General features: G+C 45.2%; 22 protein-coding genes. 11 read left to right on the forward strand and 11 right to left on the reverse strand.

Going from position 1 to position 18,114, the window contains the following annotated elements:
- Window positions 1–252 precede the first annotated feature (252 nt).
- Window positions 253–573, forward strand: coding sequence for a hypothetical protein (locus THIAE_RS07565; protein ID WP_006460630.1), 321 nt, complete (start codon window positions 253–255; stop codon window positions 571–573).
- Between the two features lie 65 nt (window positions 574–638).
- Here THIAE_RS07565 and THIAE_RS07570 read toward each other — a convergent pair whose 3' ends face one another.
- On the reverse strand, window positions 639–1,307 hold the full coding sequence (locus THIAE_RS07570; RefSeq protein ID WP_006460631.1) for an energy-coupling factor ABC transporter permease: 669 nt from the start codon (window positions 1,305–1,307) through the stop codon (window positions 639–641).
- Between the two features lie 64 nt (window positions 1,308–1,371).
- On the opposite strand from THIAE_RS07570, the gene THIAE_RS07575 reads away from it, so the two are divergent.
- Together THIAE_RS07575 and serB are read left to right on the forward strand one after the other, a co-directional pair.
- Entirely contained in the window at window positions 1,372–1,791 is a 420-nt protein-coding gene (locus tag THIAE_RS07575) for an RDD family protein (RefSeq protein ID WP_006460632.1), read from the forward strand.
- Between the two features lie 16 nt (window positions 1,792–1,807).
- Window positions 1,808–2,644, forward strand: a complete 837-nt coding sequence (serB, locus tag THIAE_RS07580) for a phosphoserine phosphatase SerB (protein ID WP_006460633.1) — start codon at window positions 1,808–1,810, stop codon at window positions 2,642–2,644.
- A gap of 54 nt (window positions 2,645–2,698) precedes the next feature.
- On the opposite strand, the gene THIAE_RS07585 is transcribed toward serB, so the two are convergent.
- Window positions 2,699–3,706, reverse strand: a complete 1,008-nt coding sequence (locus tag THIAE_RS07585) for an MBL fold metallo-hydrolase (protein WP_006460634.1) — start codon at window positions 3,704–3,706, stop codon at window positions 2,699–2,701.
- 192 nt (window positions 3,707–3,898) lie between these two features.
- Between THIAE_RS07585 and exbB the strand changes: the two genes are divergently transcribed.
- The 4 genes from exbB to trpS are packed head-to-tail and all read left to right on the forward strand — an operon-like array spanning window position 3,899 to window position 6,575.
- Window positions 3,899–4,354 carry a TonB-system energizer ExbB gene (exbB, locus tag THIAE_RS07590; protein ID WP_006460635.1) on the forward strand — a complete coding sequence of 152 codons (456 nt, stop codon included), beginning with the start codon at window positions 3,899–3,901 and terminating at the stop codon, window positions 4,352–4,354.
- 3 nt (window positions 4,355–4,357) lie between these two features.
- On the forward strand, window positions 4,358–4,741 hold the full coding sequence (locus THIAE_RS07595; RefSeq protein WP_006460636.1) for a biopolymer transporter ExbD: 384 nt from the start codon (window positions 4,358–4,360) through the stop codon (window positions 4,739–4,741).
- Window positions 4,741–5,538 (forward strand): energy transducer TonB, encoded by a 798-nt coding sequence (locus tag THIAE_RS07600; protein ID WP_006460637.1) that lies wholly within the window; start codon window positions 4,741–4,743, stop codon window positions 5,536–5,538. The genes THIAE_RS07595 and THIAE_RS07600 overlap by 1 nt, the downstream gene beginning before the upstream one ends.
- A 32-nt stretch (window positions 5,539–5,570) precedes the next feature.
- Complete coding sequence (gene trpS, locus THIAE_RS07605) at window positions 5,571–6,575, forward strand: tryptophan--tRNA ligase (RefSeq protein WP_006460638.1); 1,005 nt, start codon at window positions 5,571–5,573, stop codon at window positions 6,573–6,575.
- A gap of 6 nt (window positions 6,576–6,581) precedes the next feature.
- Here the strand turns inward: trpS and THIAE_RS07610 are convergent, their stop codons facing one another.
- Genes THIAE_RS07610 through mog form a run of 8 tightly spaced genes read right to left on the reverse strand, consistent with a single transcriptional unit; the run spans window position 6,582 to window position 13,370 of the window.
- Entirely contained in the window at window positions 6,582–7,670 is a 1,089-nt protein-coding gene (locus THIAE_RS07610; RefSeq protein WP_006460639.1) for a hypothetical protein, read from the reverse strand.
- Complete coding sequence (gene ppnP / locus THIAE_RS07615; protein ID WP_006460640.1) at window positions 7,670–7,981, reverse strand: pyrimidine/purine nucleoside phosphorylase; 312 nt, start codon at window positions 7,979–7,981, stop codon at window positions 7,670–7,672. Before ppnP ends, THIAE_RS07610 begins: the two co-directional genes overlap by 1 nt.
- Before the next feature lie 44 nt (window positions 7,982–8,025).
- Window positions 8,026–8,421 carry a lactoylglutathione lyase gene (gloA, locus tag THIAE_RS07620; RefSeq protein ID WP_006460641.1) on the reverse strand — a complete coding sequence of 132 codons (396 nt, stop codon included), beginning with the start codon at window positions 8,419–8,421 and terminating at the stop codon, window positions 8,026–8,028.
- A 46-nt stretch (window positions 8,422–8,467) separates the two neighbouring features.
- Window positions 8,468–9,670: an MFS transporter gene (locus THIAE_RS07625; RefSeq protein WP_006460642.1), complete on the reverse strand. Its 1,203-nt coding sequence runs from the start codon at window positions 9,668–9,670 to the stop codon at window positions 8,468–8,470.
- On the reverse strand, window positions 9,654–10,763 hold the full coding sequence (aroC, locus tag THIAE_RS07630; RefSeq protein WP_006460643.1) for a chorismate synthase: 1,110 nt from the start codon (window positions 10,761–10,763) through the stop codon (window positions 9,654–9,656). The genes THIAE_RS07625 and aroC overlap by 17 nt, the downstream gene beginning before the upstream one ends.
- A 24-nt stretch (window positions 10,764–10,787) precedes the next feature.
- Window positions 10,788–11,831: a carbonic anhydrase gene (locus tag THIAE_RS07635; protein ID WP_006460644.1), complete on the reverse strand. Its 1,044-nt coding sequence runs from the start codon at window positions 11,829–11,831 to the stop codon at window positions 10,788–10,790.
- Between the two features lie 35 nt (window positions 11,832–11,866).
- Window positions 11,867–12,826 (reverse strand): 50S ribosomal protein L3 N(5)-glutamine methyltransferase, encoded by a 960-nt coding sequence (gene prmB / locus THIAE_RS07640; protein WP_006460645.1) that lies wholly within the window; start codon window positions 12,824–12,826, stop codon window positions 11,867–11,869.
- On the reverse strand, window positions 12,819–13,370 hold the full coding sequence (gene mog, locus THIAE_RS07645; protein ID WP_006460646.1) for a molybdopterin adenylyltransferase: 552 nt from the start codon (window positions 13,368–13,370) through the stop codon (window positions 12,819–12,821). The genes prmB and mog overlap by 8 nt, the downstream gene beginning before the upstream one ends.
- An 84-nt stretch (window positions 13,371–13,454) precedes the next feature.
- On the opposite strand from mog, the gene lon reads away from it, so the two are divergent.
- Window positions 13,455–15,881, forward strand: a complete 2,427-nt coding sequence (gene lon, locus THIAE_RS07650; protein WP_006460647.1) for an endopeptidase La — start codon at window positions 13,455–13,457, stop codon at window positions 15,879–15,881.
- A 21-nt stretch (window positions 15,882–15,902) separates the two neighbouring features.
- Here the strand turns inward: lon and THIAE_RS07655 are convergent, their stop codons facing one another.
- Window positions 15,903–16,337: a hypothetical protein gene (locus THIAE_RS07655; protein ID WP_006460648.1), complete on the reverse strand. Its 435-nt coding sequence runs from the start codon at window positions 16,335–16,337 to the stop codon at window positions 15,903–15,905.
- A gap of 141 nt (window positions 16,338–16,478) precedes the next feature.
- Between THIAE_RS07655 and rpiA the strand changes: the two genes are divergently transcribed.
- The 3 genes from rpiA to THIAE_RS07670 are packed head-to-tail and all read left to right on the forward strand — an operon-like array spanning window position 16,479 to window position 18,104.
- Entirely contained in the window at window positions 16,479–17,144 is a 666-nt protein-coding gene (gene rpiA / locus THIAE_RS07660; protein WP_006460649.1) for a ribose-5-phosphate isomerase RpiA, read from the forward strand.
- Between the two features lie 27 nt (window positions 17,145–17,171).
- On the forward strand, window positions 17,172–17,669 hold the full coding sequence (locus THIAE_RS07665) for a TlpA family protein disulfide reductase (protein WP_006460650.1): 498 nt from the start codon (window positions 17,172–17,174) through the stop codon (window positions 17,667–17,669).
- A gap of 12 nt (window positions 17,670–17,681) precedes the next feature.
- Entirely contained in the window at window positions 17,682–18,104 is a 423-nt protein-coding gene (locus THIAE_RS07670; RefSeq protein WP_239232366.1) for a rhodanese-like domain-containing protein, read from the forward strand.
- The last annotated feature ends 10 nt before the right edge of the window (window positions 18,105–18,114 follow it).

Genomic DNA, 18,114 nt, shown 5'->3' on the forward strand with positions numbered 1-18,114 from the left:
AATTTCAAAACTCACTTAATTTTCATAGCCTTAGCAATAAAAAACCCAAATTAACCCTTGTTTTAAGATACATAATCGAAATTTTTCGTTTATTATAAAGTTTGACAGCGACGGGGTAAACTGAATAACTTATAGCAAACTACGAAATTAACAAAAAATGTTGCTTCGTACTTTTGCTTTTTGGTTGATTCTATTACAATCCTAGATGTCCTAGACACATAATAAAAAAGCTCAAAACCTTTGGAGGAGTTCATGAAAAAATTATTAGTTGGTGCAACGGTCCTTGCTACCCTAACCTTAGCTGCCTGTAATCACAATCAAGCTATGCCAACGGATGAGTACGCAGCCCTTGTTGCTGAAGCTCAAGAAAAACAAGCTAAATCACGTGAACTTGGTAACGTTTGGCAACAACGTAACATGAAGTTACCTTATGTTGATCATTACCTAGCTGAAGCAGAAAAAGCACGCCAAGAATCTGTTCGCTTAGCTCGCGAAGCCGTTAAATCTGCTAACGCGCAAATTGAACAATCAAAATATGGCGCTGAGTTACGTCCAGGCTGGCATAGAGATTAATTATATAGTTTCACGTCATCCTCAAAAGCCAGCTTCCGCTGGCTTTTTTGTAACCACACTACTACTCACTTACCCTTTAGATAATCTACATCACTAAATGTAGCCACCCACTCAGGCTTCATCACCACTAACGCGGCAATAATAAAGCCATTCAGAAACGCTTCTGGTGCGGCCACTAACGGAATAAACGGGAAAAAGTTATAAGCTAAATAATCCGCTGTATAAGCCCCACCGTATAGCATAACCAGGCCTGCTAACACTAATGCCACAAGCGCCCCAAAGCCTGCTGCAAAAAATCCATTTAAAAACACATACACAAAAAAGTTGCGGTCTAAAAAACGATACGCTAACTTGTAAAACCACCAAGTCAGCATGATTGGAATCCAGCCCATAAGCAACGCGTTTAAGCCAAACATCGTCCAACCGGCATCACCATTGAAGGTGACTAACAATAATGCCAAAGACATCGCAAGAATCGCAAACTGCGGGCCAAACATAAGTGTAAAGACCGTCATTAACAGAAAATGAAAACTGATACCTGGGTTAATGCTTGCACTTAGCTGCCATAACACGACGATGACTAACACCGCTCCTAAAAACACACTTTGTGCCGCAATATCACCCCTTACCTTTGCCCAAGGTGCCGTCAGCAAGGCCCAGCCTAGCATAGCAAGGTAAGCCAGTCCGCCAAAAATAGCCCAACCCATACCGAGTAACCCATCTGGTAAATTCATTGCCCGTCCTTTATATAATTATTCTTATCCGTATAATAACGCTTTTATAAACCGGCTTGGTAAGATGCATAAAACAAAAATTATTTTTGCGCTTTTATATGACCTTCTCTTGCTCCTCGCTGTTTGGTTTTTTGTGGCCATTCCATTTGTGCTTTGGCAGGGTGATAACATTCAAAACAGTCCAGCTACATTGTTCGCCTTTCAGGTGTACCTGCTTGGAACAACCTATATCTACCTAAGTTATTTTTGGTTACAAACAGGTCAAACACCCGGCCTCAGAACTTGGCGTCTGCAACTTATTCGCACGGATGGTTATATCTTGACGCGCCGCGACTCTTACGTCAGATTTTTGTTTAGCCTTATTTCAGTAGCGACTCTAGGACTAGGTTGGCTATGGTTATTTTTCAATAACCGCCATCAAACTTTCCACGACATGATGGCTAACACCCAAATTATTGCTGTTAAAGCCAGCGAACAGGATTAATTTTCTAGGATTATCTATGAACCCACATACGCTCGTTATTCATCACCACGAACTCACCCAATCTCAACTTAGCTCTCTACGTGAATCTGTTGGCGAACCCATCGCGCATCACAATCACTGGCGAATTGTCAGTGAGCAAACCCTTAGCCCATCAAAACTGATACAACTTAGAGAAACACTGGCGCTAGACCTCAACTACCTGCCCGCAGACTTTAACCCCGCTGCAGTAAAACTCGTCATTAGCGATATGGACTCCACGCTGATTAGTATTGAATGCATTGATGAAATTGCCGATATGTTCAATATCAAACCCCATGTAGCCGCTATTACAGAGGCCGCAATGCGTGGCGAATTAAACTTTGAACAATCGCTAACTCAACGCGTTGCATTATTATCAGGACTTGATGAACAGGCACTCGACCGAGTTTACAATGAACGACTGACTCTCAACCCAGGCGCAGAAGCATGGATAACGGGCTTAAAAAACCGTGACATTAAATTTGCGCTGGTATCAGGTGGCTTTGATTTTTTCACCTCAAGACTGACCCAACGCCTTGGTTTGGACTTCAGCCGCGCCAATAAACTCGCCATTGAACAAGGTGTATTAACCGGCTCAGTAGTCGGTTCAATTGTCGGTGCCCAGGCTAAAGCCGACTTTTTACATGAACTATGTCAACAACTTGCCATTACCCCAGAACAAGTCATTGCGATTGGTGATGGCGCTAATGACTTATTAATGATGAAAGCAGCAGGCCTGAGTGTCGCGTTCCGTGCTAAGCCTACTGTACAAGCTCAAGCAAACTGTGTGCTTAACTATAGCGGCTTAGATGCCATGTTAGATTTATTGGCATAACCTAACAATTTGATGGCAATAAGAAAGGAAAAAAGCGGGACATGCCCGCTTTTTTTAGAAGAGGTTACGTTCAAACTCTTGATAGGCCTCGCTCACAAAACGGCCAAAAGTCGTGTCATAGCCCGGCCAGTTTTTAGCCTCATTAACCATAAATGGATGCTCGTCTAGTTTTGGACGAATCTCAAAGTCCGACAAGCCTTCATCATAGTACTTTTCAACTTCTGAATAGATAACTTCAAAGAATTCGCGCTGTAAACGTGGCAAATCTTTACCTTCATGGTCACCATGACCCGGGATAAAGACATCAATATCCATTGCTTCCATTTGTTCCATCGCTTTAATGGTACCTAAGAAAGTGCCATCAGAGATATTGGCTACTCGCTTCATCGCCATATCGCCAATGAAAAGTGTTTTTTCTTCAACAACCTCAACTGCTAAGTCGGAATCAGTATGCACGTGGCCCATAAAATGGATCTTAATGGTGGTATCACCCATATTAATGGTTTCACCTCCTTCTAAGGTTTTAGTTGGAGGCGTCACCACAGTACCAGCTGTCGCGTTATTAGTATTGCGGCTCATAAAGCCCGTCCAGACTACACCGGCACCTGCTTTTACTTGCTCAATCACATTAGGGTGAGAGTAAATTTCAACATCTGGATAAGCTTCGATAAATGCGTGGTTACCTAACCAATGATCACCATGAATATGGGTGTTAATAATCTTGGTAACAGGCTTATCGGTGACGGTCTTAATTTGGCGGATCAACATTTCACCGATCTGAACTGAACCGCCCGTGTCCACAACCAACACCCCTTCAGATGTCACAACAAAGCCGGGGTTACTAAAAAAACCATAGTTAGCTGGGCTCGGCTCAGGATCCACCGCTAAAAAATAGTAGCAACGCTCATTAACCTTGGTGATGGGAATATTGGGTACATCCGGTCCTCGAACTTCCCAATCATCAGCGGCATAAAGCGGCTTTAAAACTGAAAAACTGGCAAGGCCCGCCCCAATGCCTAACGCTGATTTAAACAAGTCGCGACGCTTCATATTACTCTTCATTATTTGTCCTCTTTTTAGTGTTTTTTATTGCTGTTTAACGGGTTAAGTTTAACCCAGTTAAAGAGAAAAAACCAAGCTACAATTGAACGGTTGTTAAGTAAACTATTTGCCAATAATCATTTTCATTATCATTGACAGCACAGTTATTTATCTTCATACTTGTTCTTATTTATAGCTCACTAAAGTCTTACCATGCAAAACATCCAACTTTACTTAGATTTAACTTTTTTCACTATCCTCGGTCTAATGATGTTCATTGCACTGTGGATCACATTTGAACGCTTATTTTTGTTTAAGCGGATTGATGTTGAAAGCTACCCACATATTGAACTTCTCAACATCGATATCACCAAAAACCTGACCACCCTTTCCACCATTGGCGCTAATGCACCTTATGTCGGCCTATTGGGAACCGTTATTGGCATCCTTATTACCTTTTATGAAATTGGGATGAATGACAGCCTAGAAACCGCTGTCATTATGACCGGTTTAGCCCTAGCACTTAAATTGACCGCTGCCGGTATCGCCGTGGCAATTCCCGCTTTGATGTTTTATAACGGCCTACTGCGTAAAGTCGAAGAACTGCAAGCTAAATACCGTGTTTATCAGGACCTATCACCTAAAGCCCAGACACTAAACAAGGATTAAGCCATGAAACGCTTTGATTCGATGAATGTCATCCCGCTGATTGATGTGATGTTGGTTTTACTGGCGATTGTGCTTTTAACGGCTTCGTTTATTGTGCATGACAAAATCGATATTCAACTACCCAAAACTGAAAATACCGCCAGTTTTAATCCTGAAGACCGCGAAAAATTAAATCTATCACTTGATAATAGCGGTCAACTTTATTGGGACGGTGAACCGATTCAAACGGATGGATTAAACCAAAAAATGGCGCAATTAGATCGCAATACCCTTATTCAACTTCGCGTTGACCAGGCTGTTGAGTTTCATTTTTTTGTTACTTTGATGGATATTGTTAAAAAATATCAACATGACAATATCACCATTCTGACGGAACGCAAAAGCTAATGCTTCGCTCTGATTCAGGCAAGGGGTTTATCCTTGCTCTCGTTATCTATTTAGCTTTTGCGCTAGCCTTAGCGAGCTGGCTACTCCAGCGCACGACAGAACCACCGCCCAGCATAGAGCGTGCAGTTCCTGTTACACTCGCAATGTTTGCGCCGCCACCAGAGCCGGCCGTTGAACCTGAACCTGTTGTTGAACCTGAACCTGTTGTTGAACCTGAACCTGTTGTTGAACCTGAACCTGTTGTTGAACCTGAACCTGTTGTTGAGCCTGAACCTGTTGTTGAGCCTGAACCTGTTGTTGAGCCTGAACCAGTTATTGAACCTGAGCCAGTCGTTGAACCTGAACCAGTTATTGAACCTGAACCAGTCGTTGAACCTGAACCAGTTGTTGAACCTGAGCCAGTCGTTGAACCTGAGCCAGTCGTTGAACCTGAGCCAGTTGTTGAACCTGAGCAGGTTGCGCCGAGGCCGCGCTTTAATGAAGCCGATATTGCGCGTGCTGAACAACAATATCTAAATGCGCTGTCAGAAACCCTGGCTCGACACGCACAAAACACCTACCCGCGTATTGCGCAGCGCCGCGGCTTACAAGGTGAAGTCTATATCCGCTTTACCATCCTAGCTAACGGTCAAATTATTGACATTGAAATCATCGATTCATCGGGACAACGCTTGCTTGATAACGCGGCCCTTGAAATTTTCGAAACGCATATGAATAATCAGTTTAGACCTTTTCCAGCACAAATAAACCGTGAGCGCTGGACGCATACGGTACCGATTGAATACAAATTGCGCTAAGATACGCCTTTAATTTTTACGCGAGACTGATCATGGCAAAACCCATTTTATTTAGCGGCATCCAACCTTCTGGCGACCTGATGCTAGGCAACTATATTGGCTCAATAAAAAATTGGGTGAAGCTACAGGATGACTATCAATGTCTGTTTTCACTGGTCAATATGCACGCCATTACTGTCGAGCAAAATCCACAAGATCTCATTAAGCGTAGCCTTGACTTTGTAGCACTGTACCTCGCCTCTGGCATCGACCCACAAAAAAGTACCGTATTCATTCAATCACAAGTGCCAGAACACGCTGAACTTGCCTGGATTCTGAATTGCGCAACCTATATGGGTGAACTCAATCGCATGACGCAATTTAAAGATAAATCACAAAAACACGAACACAATATTAATGCGGGTTTATTCAACTATCCGGTGTTAATGGCCGCCGATATTTTGCTCTACCAAACAGAATTAGTGCCCGTTGGGGCTGATCAAAAACAACACCTAGAGCTGACGCGTGACCTCGCCCATCGCTTCAATAACCGTTTTGAACGTGAAATCTTCAAAATCCCCGAACCTTTTATTGCGCCAGCCACATCCGGTGGGCGAATTATGAGCTTGCAAGACCCGACTAGCAAAATGTCAAAATCTGATAGCAATAAAAATAACTTCATCGCGCTACTCGACGACCCAAAAACCATTCTCAAAAAATGCAAAAAAGCCGTCACCGACTCGGGTGAGGTTATCGAATATGATCTTGACAATAAGCCCGGTGTGTCGAACCTACTCACAATCTATTCGGTTATTAGCGGAAAAACGATTGAACAGGTCGTTCAACACTTTGAAGGCAAAATGTACGGCCATTTAAAAGTAGAGCTTGGGGAATTGATTGTCGAGTATCTTGCACCGATTCAGCAGCGCTTTTACCAAATCCGTGAGGATGAAGCTTATCTTAACGCGGTGCTTAAAACAGGCGCTGAGAATGCCCGCACCCAAGCCCAAAAAACCCTCCGCGATGTGCAACATACTATTGGGTTTGTATTACCTTAAGGTTTATCAGGCCTGGTTCATTTCTGCCAGGTGACTAAGCAGGCGTAAAAAACCTAAGCAGGACGCAATGGTCGCTGTTTCTTGCATGGTGTGATAACCCGTAGTGGGAATCTGCAGTGTTGTGCCTTGCACAAACCCGTTTGAGGCCAAGGTGATGCGCCCCATTTCCGTACTACCCAGCGAACGCGCAGCTTGCCCTTGCTGCTGCGCAACCTTGTTTTGCTGCTCAACATACTGATCTTTAAAACTATACCGAATCCCCAATTGATCACACAGCTCAGCCAGGCTCGAGGTAGTCTGTGCATTATAGGAGGCATGGGCATCTTTTTTACGCAACACTAACTCCTGGACATCCGCCGCCTCTCGATTGGGATAAGGACTTGTATCTAATACAATCAAGCGATTGGTAGAGCCGCCAAAACGACGAAACCACTCTAGCAAATAACGCCAACTCGAACCTGACTCTTCCTGGGCAGTAAAAAAAGCCGTGCCTTGAAAACCTAAGCTAAACAAATGCACCAATAGCGCCGCCGTTAGCACATTGTCTAATTGACCACTTAATAACGACTGATCTACTTTTAAGCTATCACGAAAAGCCACCGGTGTGCCGGCTACCAGATGTTCAAGCCCTTCTAGCTCAAAAATTAGGTTGTTGCGAAACTCACAAATAAAGGTATTTTTGATGACGCCCGAACCACGATAGGCACCGGACCAAGGCTCATAGGCCATTACCGGTGTCGCATCAAAACGCTCACTGATTTTTTGCATCAGTTCTTCGCTCACCGCATTGCCTAATAAGTCCGAACGATGACCCGAAACAAATGCGGCATATTGGAACTCATTGGGACCAGTACAAATTAAGCCATGACGGTCAACATGAGCCGATAACATGGCACTTTGCGGCGCATTACCCTGTGCAACCAATAATCCTTCATACCAGGTTACGCGCGCTCCACGCTCTTCTAGTTCACGTTGTAATACCCGAAAAAAAGAATGCTCTGCACCCACCACAGAAGGTTGACGAATTAAGTGTTTGAGCAGGTCTATAAAACCCGCAAATTGATAATGCGCCGCATGAGCGCCAAAATCTGTCATTAGGAATACGAACAGCAGTAATCGGTGACTGACTTCACTTTGATACCAAACTTAGCATTAGCTGGCACCTCAAAAGACTCACCGGCTTTGATCGTCTGCCAAGCACTTGACCCAGGCAACAACACCTCGACTTCACCCGCCATAATTTCCATTAACTCATCTTCATCCGTGCCAAACTCATAGTCACCCGGCATCATAATACCTAGTGTTTTACGCGAACCATCCGCAAATTTAACAACACGACTGGTTACCTTGCCATCAAAATAAATATTGGCAGCTTTTAATACGGTGACATTATCAAATTGACTCATTTAGTTTTCCTTGTTGAGACGTTATCAATTAAAAATTGTATATTTCAAGTACGAACATGATCAGCACCAATCAATTCAATCGGGTAGCCGTCAGGATCTTCAATAAACGCAATAATCGTTGTGCCGGCATTCATGGGGCCTGCTTCGCGCAGAATTTTAGCACCCTTGGCTTTGGCCGTGGCGGCCGCTTCATAGACATCCGCTACTTCTATCGCAATATGGCCATAAGCGGTGCCCATTTCATATTCACTGACACCCCAGTTATAGGTTAATTCTAATACCGTGTGGTCTGATTCGTCGCCATAGCCTAAAAACGCCAGGGTAAACTCGCCTTTTGGATAGTCCTTTTGACGCAACAACGACATCCCCATCACTTGGGTATAAAAATCAATTGAACGTTGTAAATCACCGACTCGTAACATAGTATGCAACATTCGCATCTGTAATCCTCCTGGGTTGATAATTCAATTTAGCCTAAGTCTCAACTTAAACCTGCAAACGTCTTAGTCCAAACCACGCAATCATGATGGCCAATAACACCGCTAAGGACGATAGCATATAGGATAACAAGGCGCCACCGATAGACCAGGTAAGTCCGGCAATTAGCGCACCCATCGCGCCTCCCAAGCCTTGACTGGTCGCCGCATAAACCGCTTGACCACGACTGCGTAACGCACCATTAAACAAACTATCAATTAAATGCAGTGCCACAGCATGATAAAGGCCAAAGCTTGCCGCATGAAATAATTGCGCGACCAATAAGGCACTCAGGCTTTCGACACCCCATAAACTTAACTGCCACCTAAGCAAGGTTAAACCTAAGCTGCACATTAGCAATAGCATAATAGACAGATGCCGCAATAGCCATCCCATGGCTAAAAATACAAAGATTTCAGCCACGACACCCAACGTCCATAAGCCTGCGATTGTTTGGGTAGAATAGCCATATTCGCTTAAATGAATGGAGAAAAAATTATAGTAGGTGCCATGGGAAAACTGGATCAAGAAACTGACTGCCAGCAAGGCCAACACGATGGGTGATAACAACACCGGCCAAAGCGATGTCTTAGCGGTATCGGCATGCTGATCAGCCGAATCTGGCTGATCCACCAGTGTGAAGGTCACCAAACTAAGCAGCAGAAACAACGCTAAAATAACCCAAGGAAAACCTGCCAGCCCCCAGTGACTAAACAGCCAACCTAACAGCAACACCGCCGCAATAAAACCCAGTGAACCCCATAACCGAATCTTGCCATAGTCTACTTTTTTACTGCCTAACTGGCTAAAGGTATAGGCCTCAAATAAGGGCAAACCACCGTGCCAAAAGAAGCTAAACAACAGCACGACCAATAACAACGACCAAAAATCTGCTGCCCATAGCAGGCCTGCTGCCGTAAGGGTCGCTAGCGCCATCGCGATACGAATCCAAAGCATCATTTTGCCGGAATGATCAGCTAACCAACCCCAAAAATAGGGCGCAATAATTTTGGTGCCAATCAGCGCCGCCATCACTTGACCGATTTCTAATGCATTGAACCCCAAGCCCTGCATATAGAGGCCAAAAAAGGGTAGAAACGTACCAAACAAGGTGAAATAAAAAAAGTAGTACAACGACAAACGCCGACGAGGAATCCCCGTCGGCGTAGCTAGACTAGACGGATGAGCTACCTGCTCAGGTTGATTTGGCAAGTTTAGCTAAATCCATAACGGGCGGCACGACATCGGCATTCTGTGCACGGTGACGCATAAAATGATCCAACAGCACAATCGCCATTTGTGCCTCAGCAATCGGGGTAGCACGAATTCCCACACAGGGGTCATGCCGCCCCTTAGTAATCATATCCACCGCTTCGCCGTGCATATTGATACTCTTCCCTGGCACCGTCACACTCGAGGTCGGTTTTAACGCAATATGAGCAATAATATCTTGGCCAGATGAAATCCCCCCCACTATGCCGCCAGCATGATTCGATAAAAACCCTTGCTCTGGCGACATTTCATCACGATGTTCGGTCCCCTTTTGATTAACCACAGCAAAGCCATCGCCAATTTCAACGCCTTTAACAGCATTAATGCTCATCAGTGCATGGGCCAAGTCCGCATCTAAACGATCAAAAACCGGTTCGCCTAATCCCACTGGCACGCCAGAGGCCACAATGGTAATTTTCGCACCGATTGAATCACCGGTTTTTTTCAACGCGGTCATGTACTCTTCCATCTCGGCAATTTTATTAAAATCAGGGCAAAAGAATGGATTGGTATCAATAACATTAAAATCAACCTGTTCAATACTTACTGGCCCAAGCTGTGATAAATAACCTCTAACCTCTACCCCTAACCGCTCACGCAGATATTTTTTTGCAATTGCGCCTGCTGCCACACGCATAGCGGTTTCGCGCGCAGAAGAACGCCCGCCGCCCCGGTAATCACGCAAACCATATTTTTGGGTATAGGTGTAGTCGGCATGCGCTGGACGAAACACTTCCGCAATTTTGGAATAGTCTTGCGAACGCTGGTCGGTGTTTTCAATTAATAACCCAATCGGTGTGCCAGTGGTCACCCCTTCAAAAACGCCCGAAAGAATTTTAACTTGATCGGATTCACGACGAGCCGTGGTGAATTTAGATGTCCCCGGTTTGCGTCGATCCAACTCCTGCTGAATATCTGCCTCAGTGAGTGGCAGGCCTGGTGGACAACCATCTACAATACAACCTAATGCAATACCATGACTTTCACCAAATGTGGTCACACGAAATACTTGTCCGAGGCTATTACCGGCCATCTATGCTTCTCTCTATCATTAATACTAAAAACTAAAAAAATAGCCACGATAGCCGTCTAGACGCCGACTATCCTGCTGGGTTTGAGTGGGCTGAATCGGCGCATCTTGCCAAGACTTGAGGGGCAAACGTCCATTCAGCGGCTGAATAGGTCGCGCATTGTGACCTAACACATCTTGAAAGCCCAAAATTTGTCGAATAGACGCTTCGATCGGTTCACGCATTACCACCCATACCACCCCTTCCTCACAAGGAGGCTGGGTTTGGGAACCCAAATATCGAAAGTAATCACGCGATCTAGGCCACAAATTAATCGGCTGAAACGGCACACCCTCATAAATTCGTAAACGATCAGCGTCACGCGGTAAATGATTTAATATCTGCTCAAGCTGTGGATGACGCTGTCCCTCTTTAACAAGCACGCTCACCACGAGTGCTTGACCCTCGCCATCACGATGATGGAACTGGATTTCTAGCGGATAGTTAAAACCATCCAGTTGATGTTCACTCGGGGTTTTAAATTGCACTTCAAGTAGTTGATATTGGGACCCGGCTTTGATCAATGGACTTCCCAACGGAATAGGACTGACTAAACGCGCCGAAGATTTTTGTAAGCGCAAAGGCATCGCCCGATAATCCGTAGCTAACTCGCTCAGATTCATCACACTCGCGGCTTGCTCTGTGACCAAATTAACCGGTGATTGTGCTCGGCCGCGCTGACAACAACGAAATGCCTCATGTAACGAACCCCAAGCATCGGGGCCATTGTCACCCTGATAGCTCCAATCTGGCAAAACTTCAGGTTGGGCTGGTGCTGGTGCCGGCGCCGCCGTTAAGGGTTCAGCAGCCGTTGTGGCTTCAGTTGCTTCGGGGCTAGCAGCATTACGAGCCGATTCATCAGTCGCTGTGCCATTATCCGTTACCAATTCTGGATTTTGGGCTTGAAAGGCTTGGAACTCGGCTTCAAGGTCTAATAGATTAGCGTAAGCAGGCAGTGAACATACCGCAATCAATGGCAACATAAATGGCATCATAACCAGCGAACCTAGCCATTGTCTTACCCCCTTCATCTGCATGCTCCTGTGCCGTATTTAATCTAAGACGCTCAACTAAGTTCTTTATACCTCGACTGAAGCAGGTCGTCAAATAGCAACAATTCTTCACGGCTAATCGCAAACACCCCTTCGCCGCCCTGTTCAAACTCAAACCAATACAAAGGTAAGCCTTCATAAACCTGCTCAACAAAGTGCTGACTCACCCCGACTTCAACAATCAACACGCCATTATCTGTTAAATGATCGGCAGCTTGAGCTAAGATGCGGCGAACCAGGTCTAAACCATCGACACCTGCCGCCAAACCTAATGCCGGCTCAGCTTGATACTCGGGGGCTAAAGCGGCCATTTCAATCGCATCGACATAAGGCGGATTCGACAAAATAACATCGTAACGCTCACCTTCAAGGGCATTAAACAAATCTGATTGAATTGCCCGCACCTGGCCTTCTAAACCATAACGGGCAATATTTTTTTGCGCCACAGCGAGTGCTTCAGCCGAGATATCCACTAAATCAACCTGTGCTGCATCAAAGGCTTGCAAACTCGCTATACCAATACAACCCGAACCCGTACATAGGTCTAATACGCGTTCAACTTCATCTTCAACCAACCAACCCTGAAAGCCCTTTTCAATAAGTTCAGCCATCGGCGAACGCGGCACTAGCGTGTGTTGATTGACATAAAAATCCAACCCAGCAAAGCGAGCTTGACCGGTTAAATAGGCCGCGGGCTGCCTTGATTGAATACGCAAAATAAACAACTCCGTTAGACAGGTTCGTTCTGCAAAGGTTAGACGAGCATTCAAGTACTGCTCAACTCGTTCCAAGGGTAATGACAGCTTATGACAGGACAAAATTAATGCCTCATCAAACGGATTATCCGTACCATGACCAAATACCAGGCCTGCTTGCGTAAATAACTTGGCACCCCAACGCACAAAGTCGAGTAGCGTTTCTAAACCATCATGTTGATAGTCAAAATCATCACTTAAATCGGTCAACTTACTCATCGGCGACCTGCTTGGCATGTTTGGGTCTAAACGCCTGTACCCTATCGCTATGGGTGGTTATAAATGGGCCATCAATCAGATCAATACAATAAGGTACCGCAGGGAAGACCGCATCTAAACACTCGGCAATAGCAGTTGGCTTACCGGGCAGATTAATAATCAAGCTTTGATTACGAATTACCGCAACTTGGCGAGATAAAATAGCCGTAGGCACATACTTTAGTGACACGGCCCGCATTTGCTCTGCAAACCCATCCAAAACCTTATCCGCTACGGCTAGTGTGGCCTCTGGTGTAACATCGCGTTTCGCCGGACCGGTGCCACCAGTCGTTAAAATCAAACAACAGCCTTCTTCATCGGCCAGTTTAATTAATGTTTGCTCAATCAACGCCTGTTCATCTGCAATGATATGTTTAACAGCATGCCATGGACAGCTAAGTGCACTCGTTAGCCAATCATACATTGCTGGGCCGCCTAAGTCTTCGTAGACCCCAGTACTGGCACGATCTGAAATAGTCACCAGTCCAATTTTAACCATTTGCATTGCTGCCCCTTGAAATTTAAACCTTAAGACGCCATATGATACCTTAAATATAACTAGATAATAAACTCTGACACCAAGGACCCTATGAGCAATCTTAATCACGAAACACCGCTAAATACAGCGGTAACGACTGAAACAGACGCGCACCTCGATTTGCCTGTGGCACTGGAGTCTGCAAGCGAGCAGCTTGGGTACCCCGACATTCTATATTTAATACCCATTAAAGATCGGCCTTTCTTTCCTGGCCAAACCCTACCGGTAGTCTTAAATAAAAAAGCCTGGTTAAAGACTTTTCGTGCGATCCAAAAATCCTCTGGCCCTGACTTTGTCGGCGTTGTTTATGTTGATAATGATGACCATCAAAACGCTCTTCCTGATGAGTTCCGCAAAATTGGTACTTTGGTTAAGATGACTGATGTGAAAATAAAAGACCAATATATTCAGTTTATTGCTGAGGGCGTGTGTCGTTTTCAAATCAATGATTGGGTAAATGAAACCAGCCCCTATGCCACTCAGGTTTCTTATCCGGCGGACATCAAAAATGGCACTGACCAAGAATACAAAGCCTATGGTTTAGCGATTATGAACGCATTTCGTGAACTATTGCCACTAAACCCATTATATAGTGAGGAGTTACGCTTTTTCCTCAATCGCTATAACCCGGAAGACCCCCAACAACTAGCTGATTTTGCAGCCGCTGTCACCACCGCCAAAGCGGAATCTCTGCAGGATGTGCTTGAAACCTTGGATTTGGTCGAGCGGCTTGAAAAAGTCCTCGCCCTGTTTAAGCATGAGATTGAAGTCACCCGTTTGCAGTTTAGTATTCGCGAGCGTGTGGAAGAAAACATGACCGAACATCAAAAACAATTTTTCCTTCGCCAACAACTCAAAGAAATTCAAAAAGAACTGGGCATCCAGCAAGATAGTCAAGGCGAAGATGTCGAACGATTTGAGCAACGGCTTGATGCGCTCAAGATTGCCGATGAGCCGGCGAAAAAAATTCGTGATGAAATCAATAAACTGCGCAATCTTGACCAACAGTCGGCCGAATATGGCGTCACCCGAAATTGGCTAGACTGGGCCACACAACTGCCCTGGCAACATACTAGCCAAGATAAACTCGATCTCACTCGTGCCGAGAGGGTGCTCAACCGAGCCCACTATGGCTTAGACGATGTCAAAGAACGCATTTTAGAGTTTTTAGCTTTGTCACAGATTCGCGGTAAGGTCGCCGGTTCGATTATTTGTTTCGTAGGCCCGCCCGGTGTGGGCAAAACCTCCATTGGCCGCAGCATTGCCGATGCTTTAGGCCGGGAGTTTTATCGTTTTTCTGTTGGTGGCATGCGTGATGAGGCAGAAATAAAAGGTCATCGTCGTACTTATATTGGCGCCATGCCGGGTAAATTCATTCAAGCCCTTAAAGACTGCCAAACCGCTAACCCCGTTATCCTAATTGATGAAGTTGATAAGATGGGCTCATCCTACCAAGGCGATCCTGCTTCAGCCCTACTCGAAGTGCTCGACCCTGAACAAAACCAGCACTTCTTGGATCATTTTTTAGACTTGCGAGTTGATTTATCCCAAGTGTTATTTATTTGCACGGCCAATCAATTAGAAACGATCCCTGGCCCACTTCTCGATCGCATGGAAGTGATTCGCCTGAGTGGTTATATCACAGAAGAAAAAACGGCGATTGCTAATCAATACCTGTGGCCAGGCCTACTAAAAGAAGCTGGATTGAGCAAGCAAGCCGTTCAACTTAACAAGCAAGCTATTGTAAAGGTCATTGAAGATTATGCTCGTGAATCGGGTGTCCGTAATTTAAAAAAACAACTGGCTAAACTGCTGCGCAAGGCGGCAATGAAGCGCGTAAAAGCCCCTGATGAGCCGGTGAAAATAACTGCCAAAAATATCGCCGACTATTTGGGGCCGGCACTGTTTAATGAACAACGTGATAGCATGGAAATCGGCATTATTACCGGACTCGCTTGGACGGCCATGGGCGGTGCCACGCTCAATATAGAAGCGACACGTGTGCACGGACATGGCCACGGCATTAAACTCTCTGGTCAACTTGGCAAGGTGATGCAAGAGTCGGCAGAGCTGGCTTACAGCTTTGTACAAAGTCACGCACCTGCACTTGGCATAGCTGAGGACTTCTTTGAAACCAGTCAAATTCACCTACACGTGCCAGATGGTGCCACCCCTAAAGATGGCCCCAGTGCGGGGATTACCATGGCGTGTGCCCTGGTATCGCTAGCAACCCAGCAACCTCTTCAGCGAGACATCGCGATGACCGGCGAGCTCAGCCTAGTCGGCCGTGTAATGCCTGTGGGCGGGATTCGTGAAAAACTGGTGGCGGCCAAACGCGCCAAAATTTTTGAAATCATCTTACCGGCACAAAATCAGCGCGACGTTGCGCTACTCCCTGATTATTTGCTAGCAGGCATGACTATTCATTACGTCAAGCACTTTAATGAGGTGACATCGCTTTGCTTTGGCACCCCTTAAAGCAAATCTAGACGATTTAAGTTAAGGCCGAGCCACTTCCTCGGCCAATAACCAGCCTCTGGGCCCATCTGCAAAGGCAAGCGTTTTGGTAAAACTCATCGGCTGGTTGGCTAAAAACCGATTAGGCAGTTGCTCAATCACTTGCCTCACTCCCGGCTGATCAAACTCTGATGAACGACCTGCTGCATCCGCCTGCTGGATCAAATTAATTAACTGCGCTTCATCTACCTTACTCGTAACATGATACTCAACCACGGCAATGTAACGGTCTGACGCTTCATGAAACTGACTTACAATACGCACCCGCTCGATTGGAAAATGCGGTTGCATTGCCAGCTGGTCGTGCCAATAGCGTTTTGCCATCACCTCAACCGCCAAATTGGAAGGCTGACTTTTCAAACAACCTGTTACAAGTAAACTGGTCACTAACAAACCTAACCACGCAAACTTTCTCATTTTTAACCTCAATTATTTAGCAAACTTTATTAGTCTAACTAAGAATTTGAGTTAATCAACATACTCTTAGTTGCAGAACTTTGATAATATGCCATGTTTGAGATTTATTTACTTTAATTTACTAAAGGTGTGACAAACGCTATGACTCAAGACGAATTAAAAAAACTCGTTGCACAAGCCGCAATTGATTATGTTGTGCCAGACACCATTATCGGCGTAGGTACCGGATCAACAGCCAACTTCTTTATCGACGAATTAGCTAAAATCAAACATACCATTGAAGGCACTGTCGCCAGTTCTGAAGCCTCTGCAGCTCGCTTAAAGCAACACGGCATTCCTGTGCTTGACTTAAACAGCGTCAGTGAAATTTCGGTTTATATTGATGGCGCGGATGAAGCCGATCCAGGTTTACACCTAACTAAAGGCGGCGGCGGTGCCTTAACACGCGAGAAGATTGTTCTAGCAGTTGCTAAACAATTTGTCTGTATTGCAGATGAAAGTAAAAAAGTCGCACACCTTGGCAAGTTCCCCTTACCGATTGAAGTGATTCCGATGGCAAGAAGCTATGTTGCCCGCGAAATTGTTAAACGCTTTGGCGGTGAACCTGTATTACGTGAAGGATTCACGACCGATAACGGCAATATTATTCTAGATGTGCATGGTTTAACCATTACTGACCCAGTCGGCTTAGAAACCGAGCTCAATCAAATTGTAGGAGTGGTCACCAATGGTTTATTTGCTCGTCGCAAAGCCGACATCTTCCTTTGTGGTGGCAAAAATGGGGTTGAAACCCTACTTGCTACATAAATAAGCATTTTTTATAGGAGCCTTGAAATGAAAAACCTACCTGTTGTTTCACTTGGTTTAGTTGTTGCTGCTTTGATTGGTTTGTTGGCTTACTTCACTGTATCAGGTGGAGAAAAAGCACCTGCTGTTACGGTTACAGCAAGTGATGGTCAAACCTTAAACCTCAACTTACCCAAAAAACCGGTATTAGTTAATTTCTGGGCGACCTCCTGTCCAAGCTGTATTAGTAAAATGCCAGACCTGGCCAAGCTTAAAGAAGAGTATGGTGATCGTTTTGAGTTGCTAGCCATTTCAATGGATTATGATCCGCCGCATCACGTAGCTAACTTTATTGCTGCTAACCCCTATCCATTTAACTTTATCCAGGATACCGATGGCGCACTAAGTGAAGCCTTTGGCAATATTCGCTTAACACCGACCACCTTTTTGATTGCGCCCAATGGCAATATTGTTTACCGCAAAATTGGTGATGCCGATATGGAGTTTTTACATACCCGCATCAATCAATTAAGCCCACAGTTTTAACAAGAGTATTTGATGATGAAAACACTAATTAAACCCTTACTTCTTGCCTCTGTTGTTGCACTAGGTGTTACACAACCCGCTAAAGCCGTTGACCAAGATGATCTTATTGCCGTACTACAAGACTACATGGAAATGGCGGCCTTTGGTGACGGTGTGATTACCGCTGACCAATTAAAAGCCATGATGAATGAACAAGAAGTGTTCATCATTGATGCGCGTCAGGAACAAGACTACAACCAAAGCCACATACCCGGAGCCGTCAACATCGATTGGCGTTTTGTTCTCAGCGAACTTGATCAAATCCCAGATGACAAAATGATTGTACTTTATTGTGATACGGGCATTTTATCGTCAAAAGCCCACATGGCCTTACGTTTGATTGGTTATGACCAGGCTCGGGTACTTTTTAACGGTTATAGTTCTTGGTCTGAATAAGTTTTAGAAG

This window comes from Thiomicrospira aerophila AL3 (genome assembly GCF_000227665.2).
Taxonomy (GTDB): domain Bacteria; phylum Pseudomonadota; class Gammaproteobacteria; order Thiomicrospirales; family Thiomicrospiraceae; genus Thiomicrospira; species Thiomicrospira aerophila.

Excerpts from the sequence above, each read along its gene's own strand:
- lon (WP_006460647.1), top strand. The coding sequence starts at position 13,455 with ATGAGCAATCTTAATCACGAAACACCGCTAAATACAGCGGTAACGACT.
- gloA (WP_006460641.1), bottom strand. The coding sequence starts at position 8,421 with ATGCGAATGTTGCATACTATGTTACGAGTCGGTGATTTACAACGTTCA.
- THIAE_RS07600 (WP_006460637.1), top strand. The coding sequence starts at position 4,741 with ATGCTTCGCTCTGATTCAGGCAAGGGGTTTATCCTTGCTCTCGTTATC.
- THIAE_RS07610 (WP_006460639.1), bottom strand. The coding sequence starts at position 7,670 with ATGACAGATTTTGGCGCTCATGCGGCGCATTATCAATTTGCGGGTTTT.
- mog (WP_006460646.1), bottom strand. The coding sequence starts at position 13,370 with ATGCAAATGGTTAAAATTGGACTGGTGACTATTTCAGATCGTGCCAGT.
- rpiA (WP_006460649.1), top strand. The coding sequence starts at position 16,479 with ATGACTCAAGACGAATTAAAAAAACTCGTTGCACAAGCCGCAATTGAT.
- prmB (WP_006460645.1), bottom strand. The coding sequence starts at position 12,826 with ATGAGTAAGTTGACCGATTTAAGTGATGATTTTGACTATCAACATGAT.
- THIAE_RS07585 (WP_006460634.1), bottom strand. The coding sequence starts at position 3,706 with ATGAAGAGTAATATGAAGCGTCGCGACTTGTTTAAATCAGCGTTAGGC.
- trpS (WP_006460638.1), top strand. The coding sequence starts at position 5,571 with ATGGCAAAACCCATTTTATTTAGCGGCATCCAACCTTCTGGCGACCTG.
- THIAE_RS07635 (WP_006460644.1), bottom strand. The coding sequence starts at position 11,831 with ATGAAGGGGGTAAGACAATGGCTAGGTTCGCTGGTTATGATGCCATTT.
- THIAE_RS07595 (WP_006460636.1), top strand. The coding sequence starts at position 4,358 with ATGAAACGCTTTGATTCGATGAATGTCATCCCGCTGATTGATGTGATG.
- THIAE_RS07565 (WP_006460630.1), top strand. The coding sequence starts at position 253 with ATGAAAAAATTATTAGTTGGTGCAACGGTCCTTGCTACCCTAACCTTA.
- THIAE_RS07570 (WP_006460631.1), bottom strand. The coding sequence starts at position 1,307 with ATGAATTTACCAGATGGGTTACTCGGTATGGGTTGGGCTATTTTTGGC.
- THIAE_RS07575 (WP_006460632.1), top strand. The coding sequence starts at position 1,372 with ATGCATAAAACAAAAATTATTTTTGCGCTTTTATATGACCTTCTCTTG.
- THIAE_RS07670 (WP_239232366.1), top strand. The coding sequence starts at position 17,682 with ATGATGAAAACACTAATTAAACCCTTACTTCTTGCCTCTGTTGTTGCA.
- THIAE_RS07655 (WP_006460648.1), bottom strand. The coding sequence starts at position 16,337 with ATGAGAAAGTTTGCGTGGTTAGGTTTGTTAGTGACCAGTTTACTTGTA.
- serB (WP_006460633.1), top strand. The coding sequence starts at position 1,808 with ATGAACCCACATACGCTCGTTATTCATCACCACGAACTCACCCAATCT.
- aroC (WP_006460643.1), bottom strand. The coding sequence starts at position 10,763 with ATGGCCGGTAATAGCCTCGGACAAGTATTTCGTGTGACCACATTTGGT.
- THIAE_RS07665 (WP_006460650.1), top strand. The coding sequence starts at position 17,172 with ATGAAAAACCTACCTGTTGTTTCACTTGGTTTAGTTGTTGCTGCTTTG.
- exbB (WP_006460635.1), top strand. The coding sequence starts at position 3,899 with ATGCAAAACATCCAACTTTACTTAGATTTAACTTTTTTCACTATCCTC.
- ppnP (WP_006460640.1), bottom strand. The coding sequence starts at position 7,981 with ATGAGTCAATTTGATAATGTCACCGTATTAAAAGCTGCCAATATTTAT.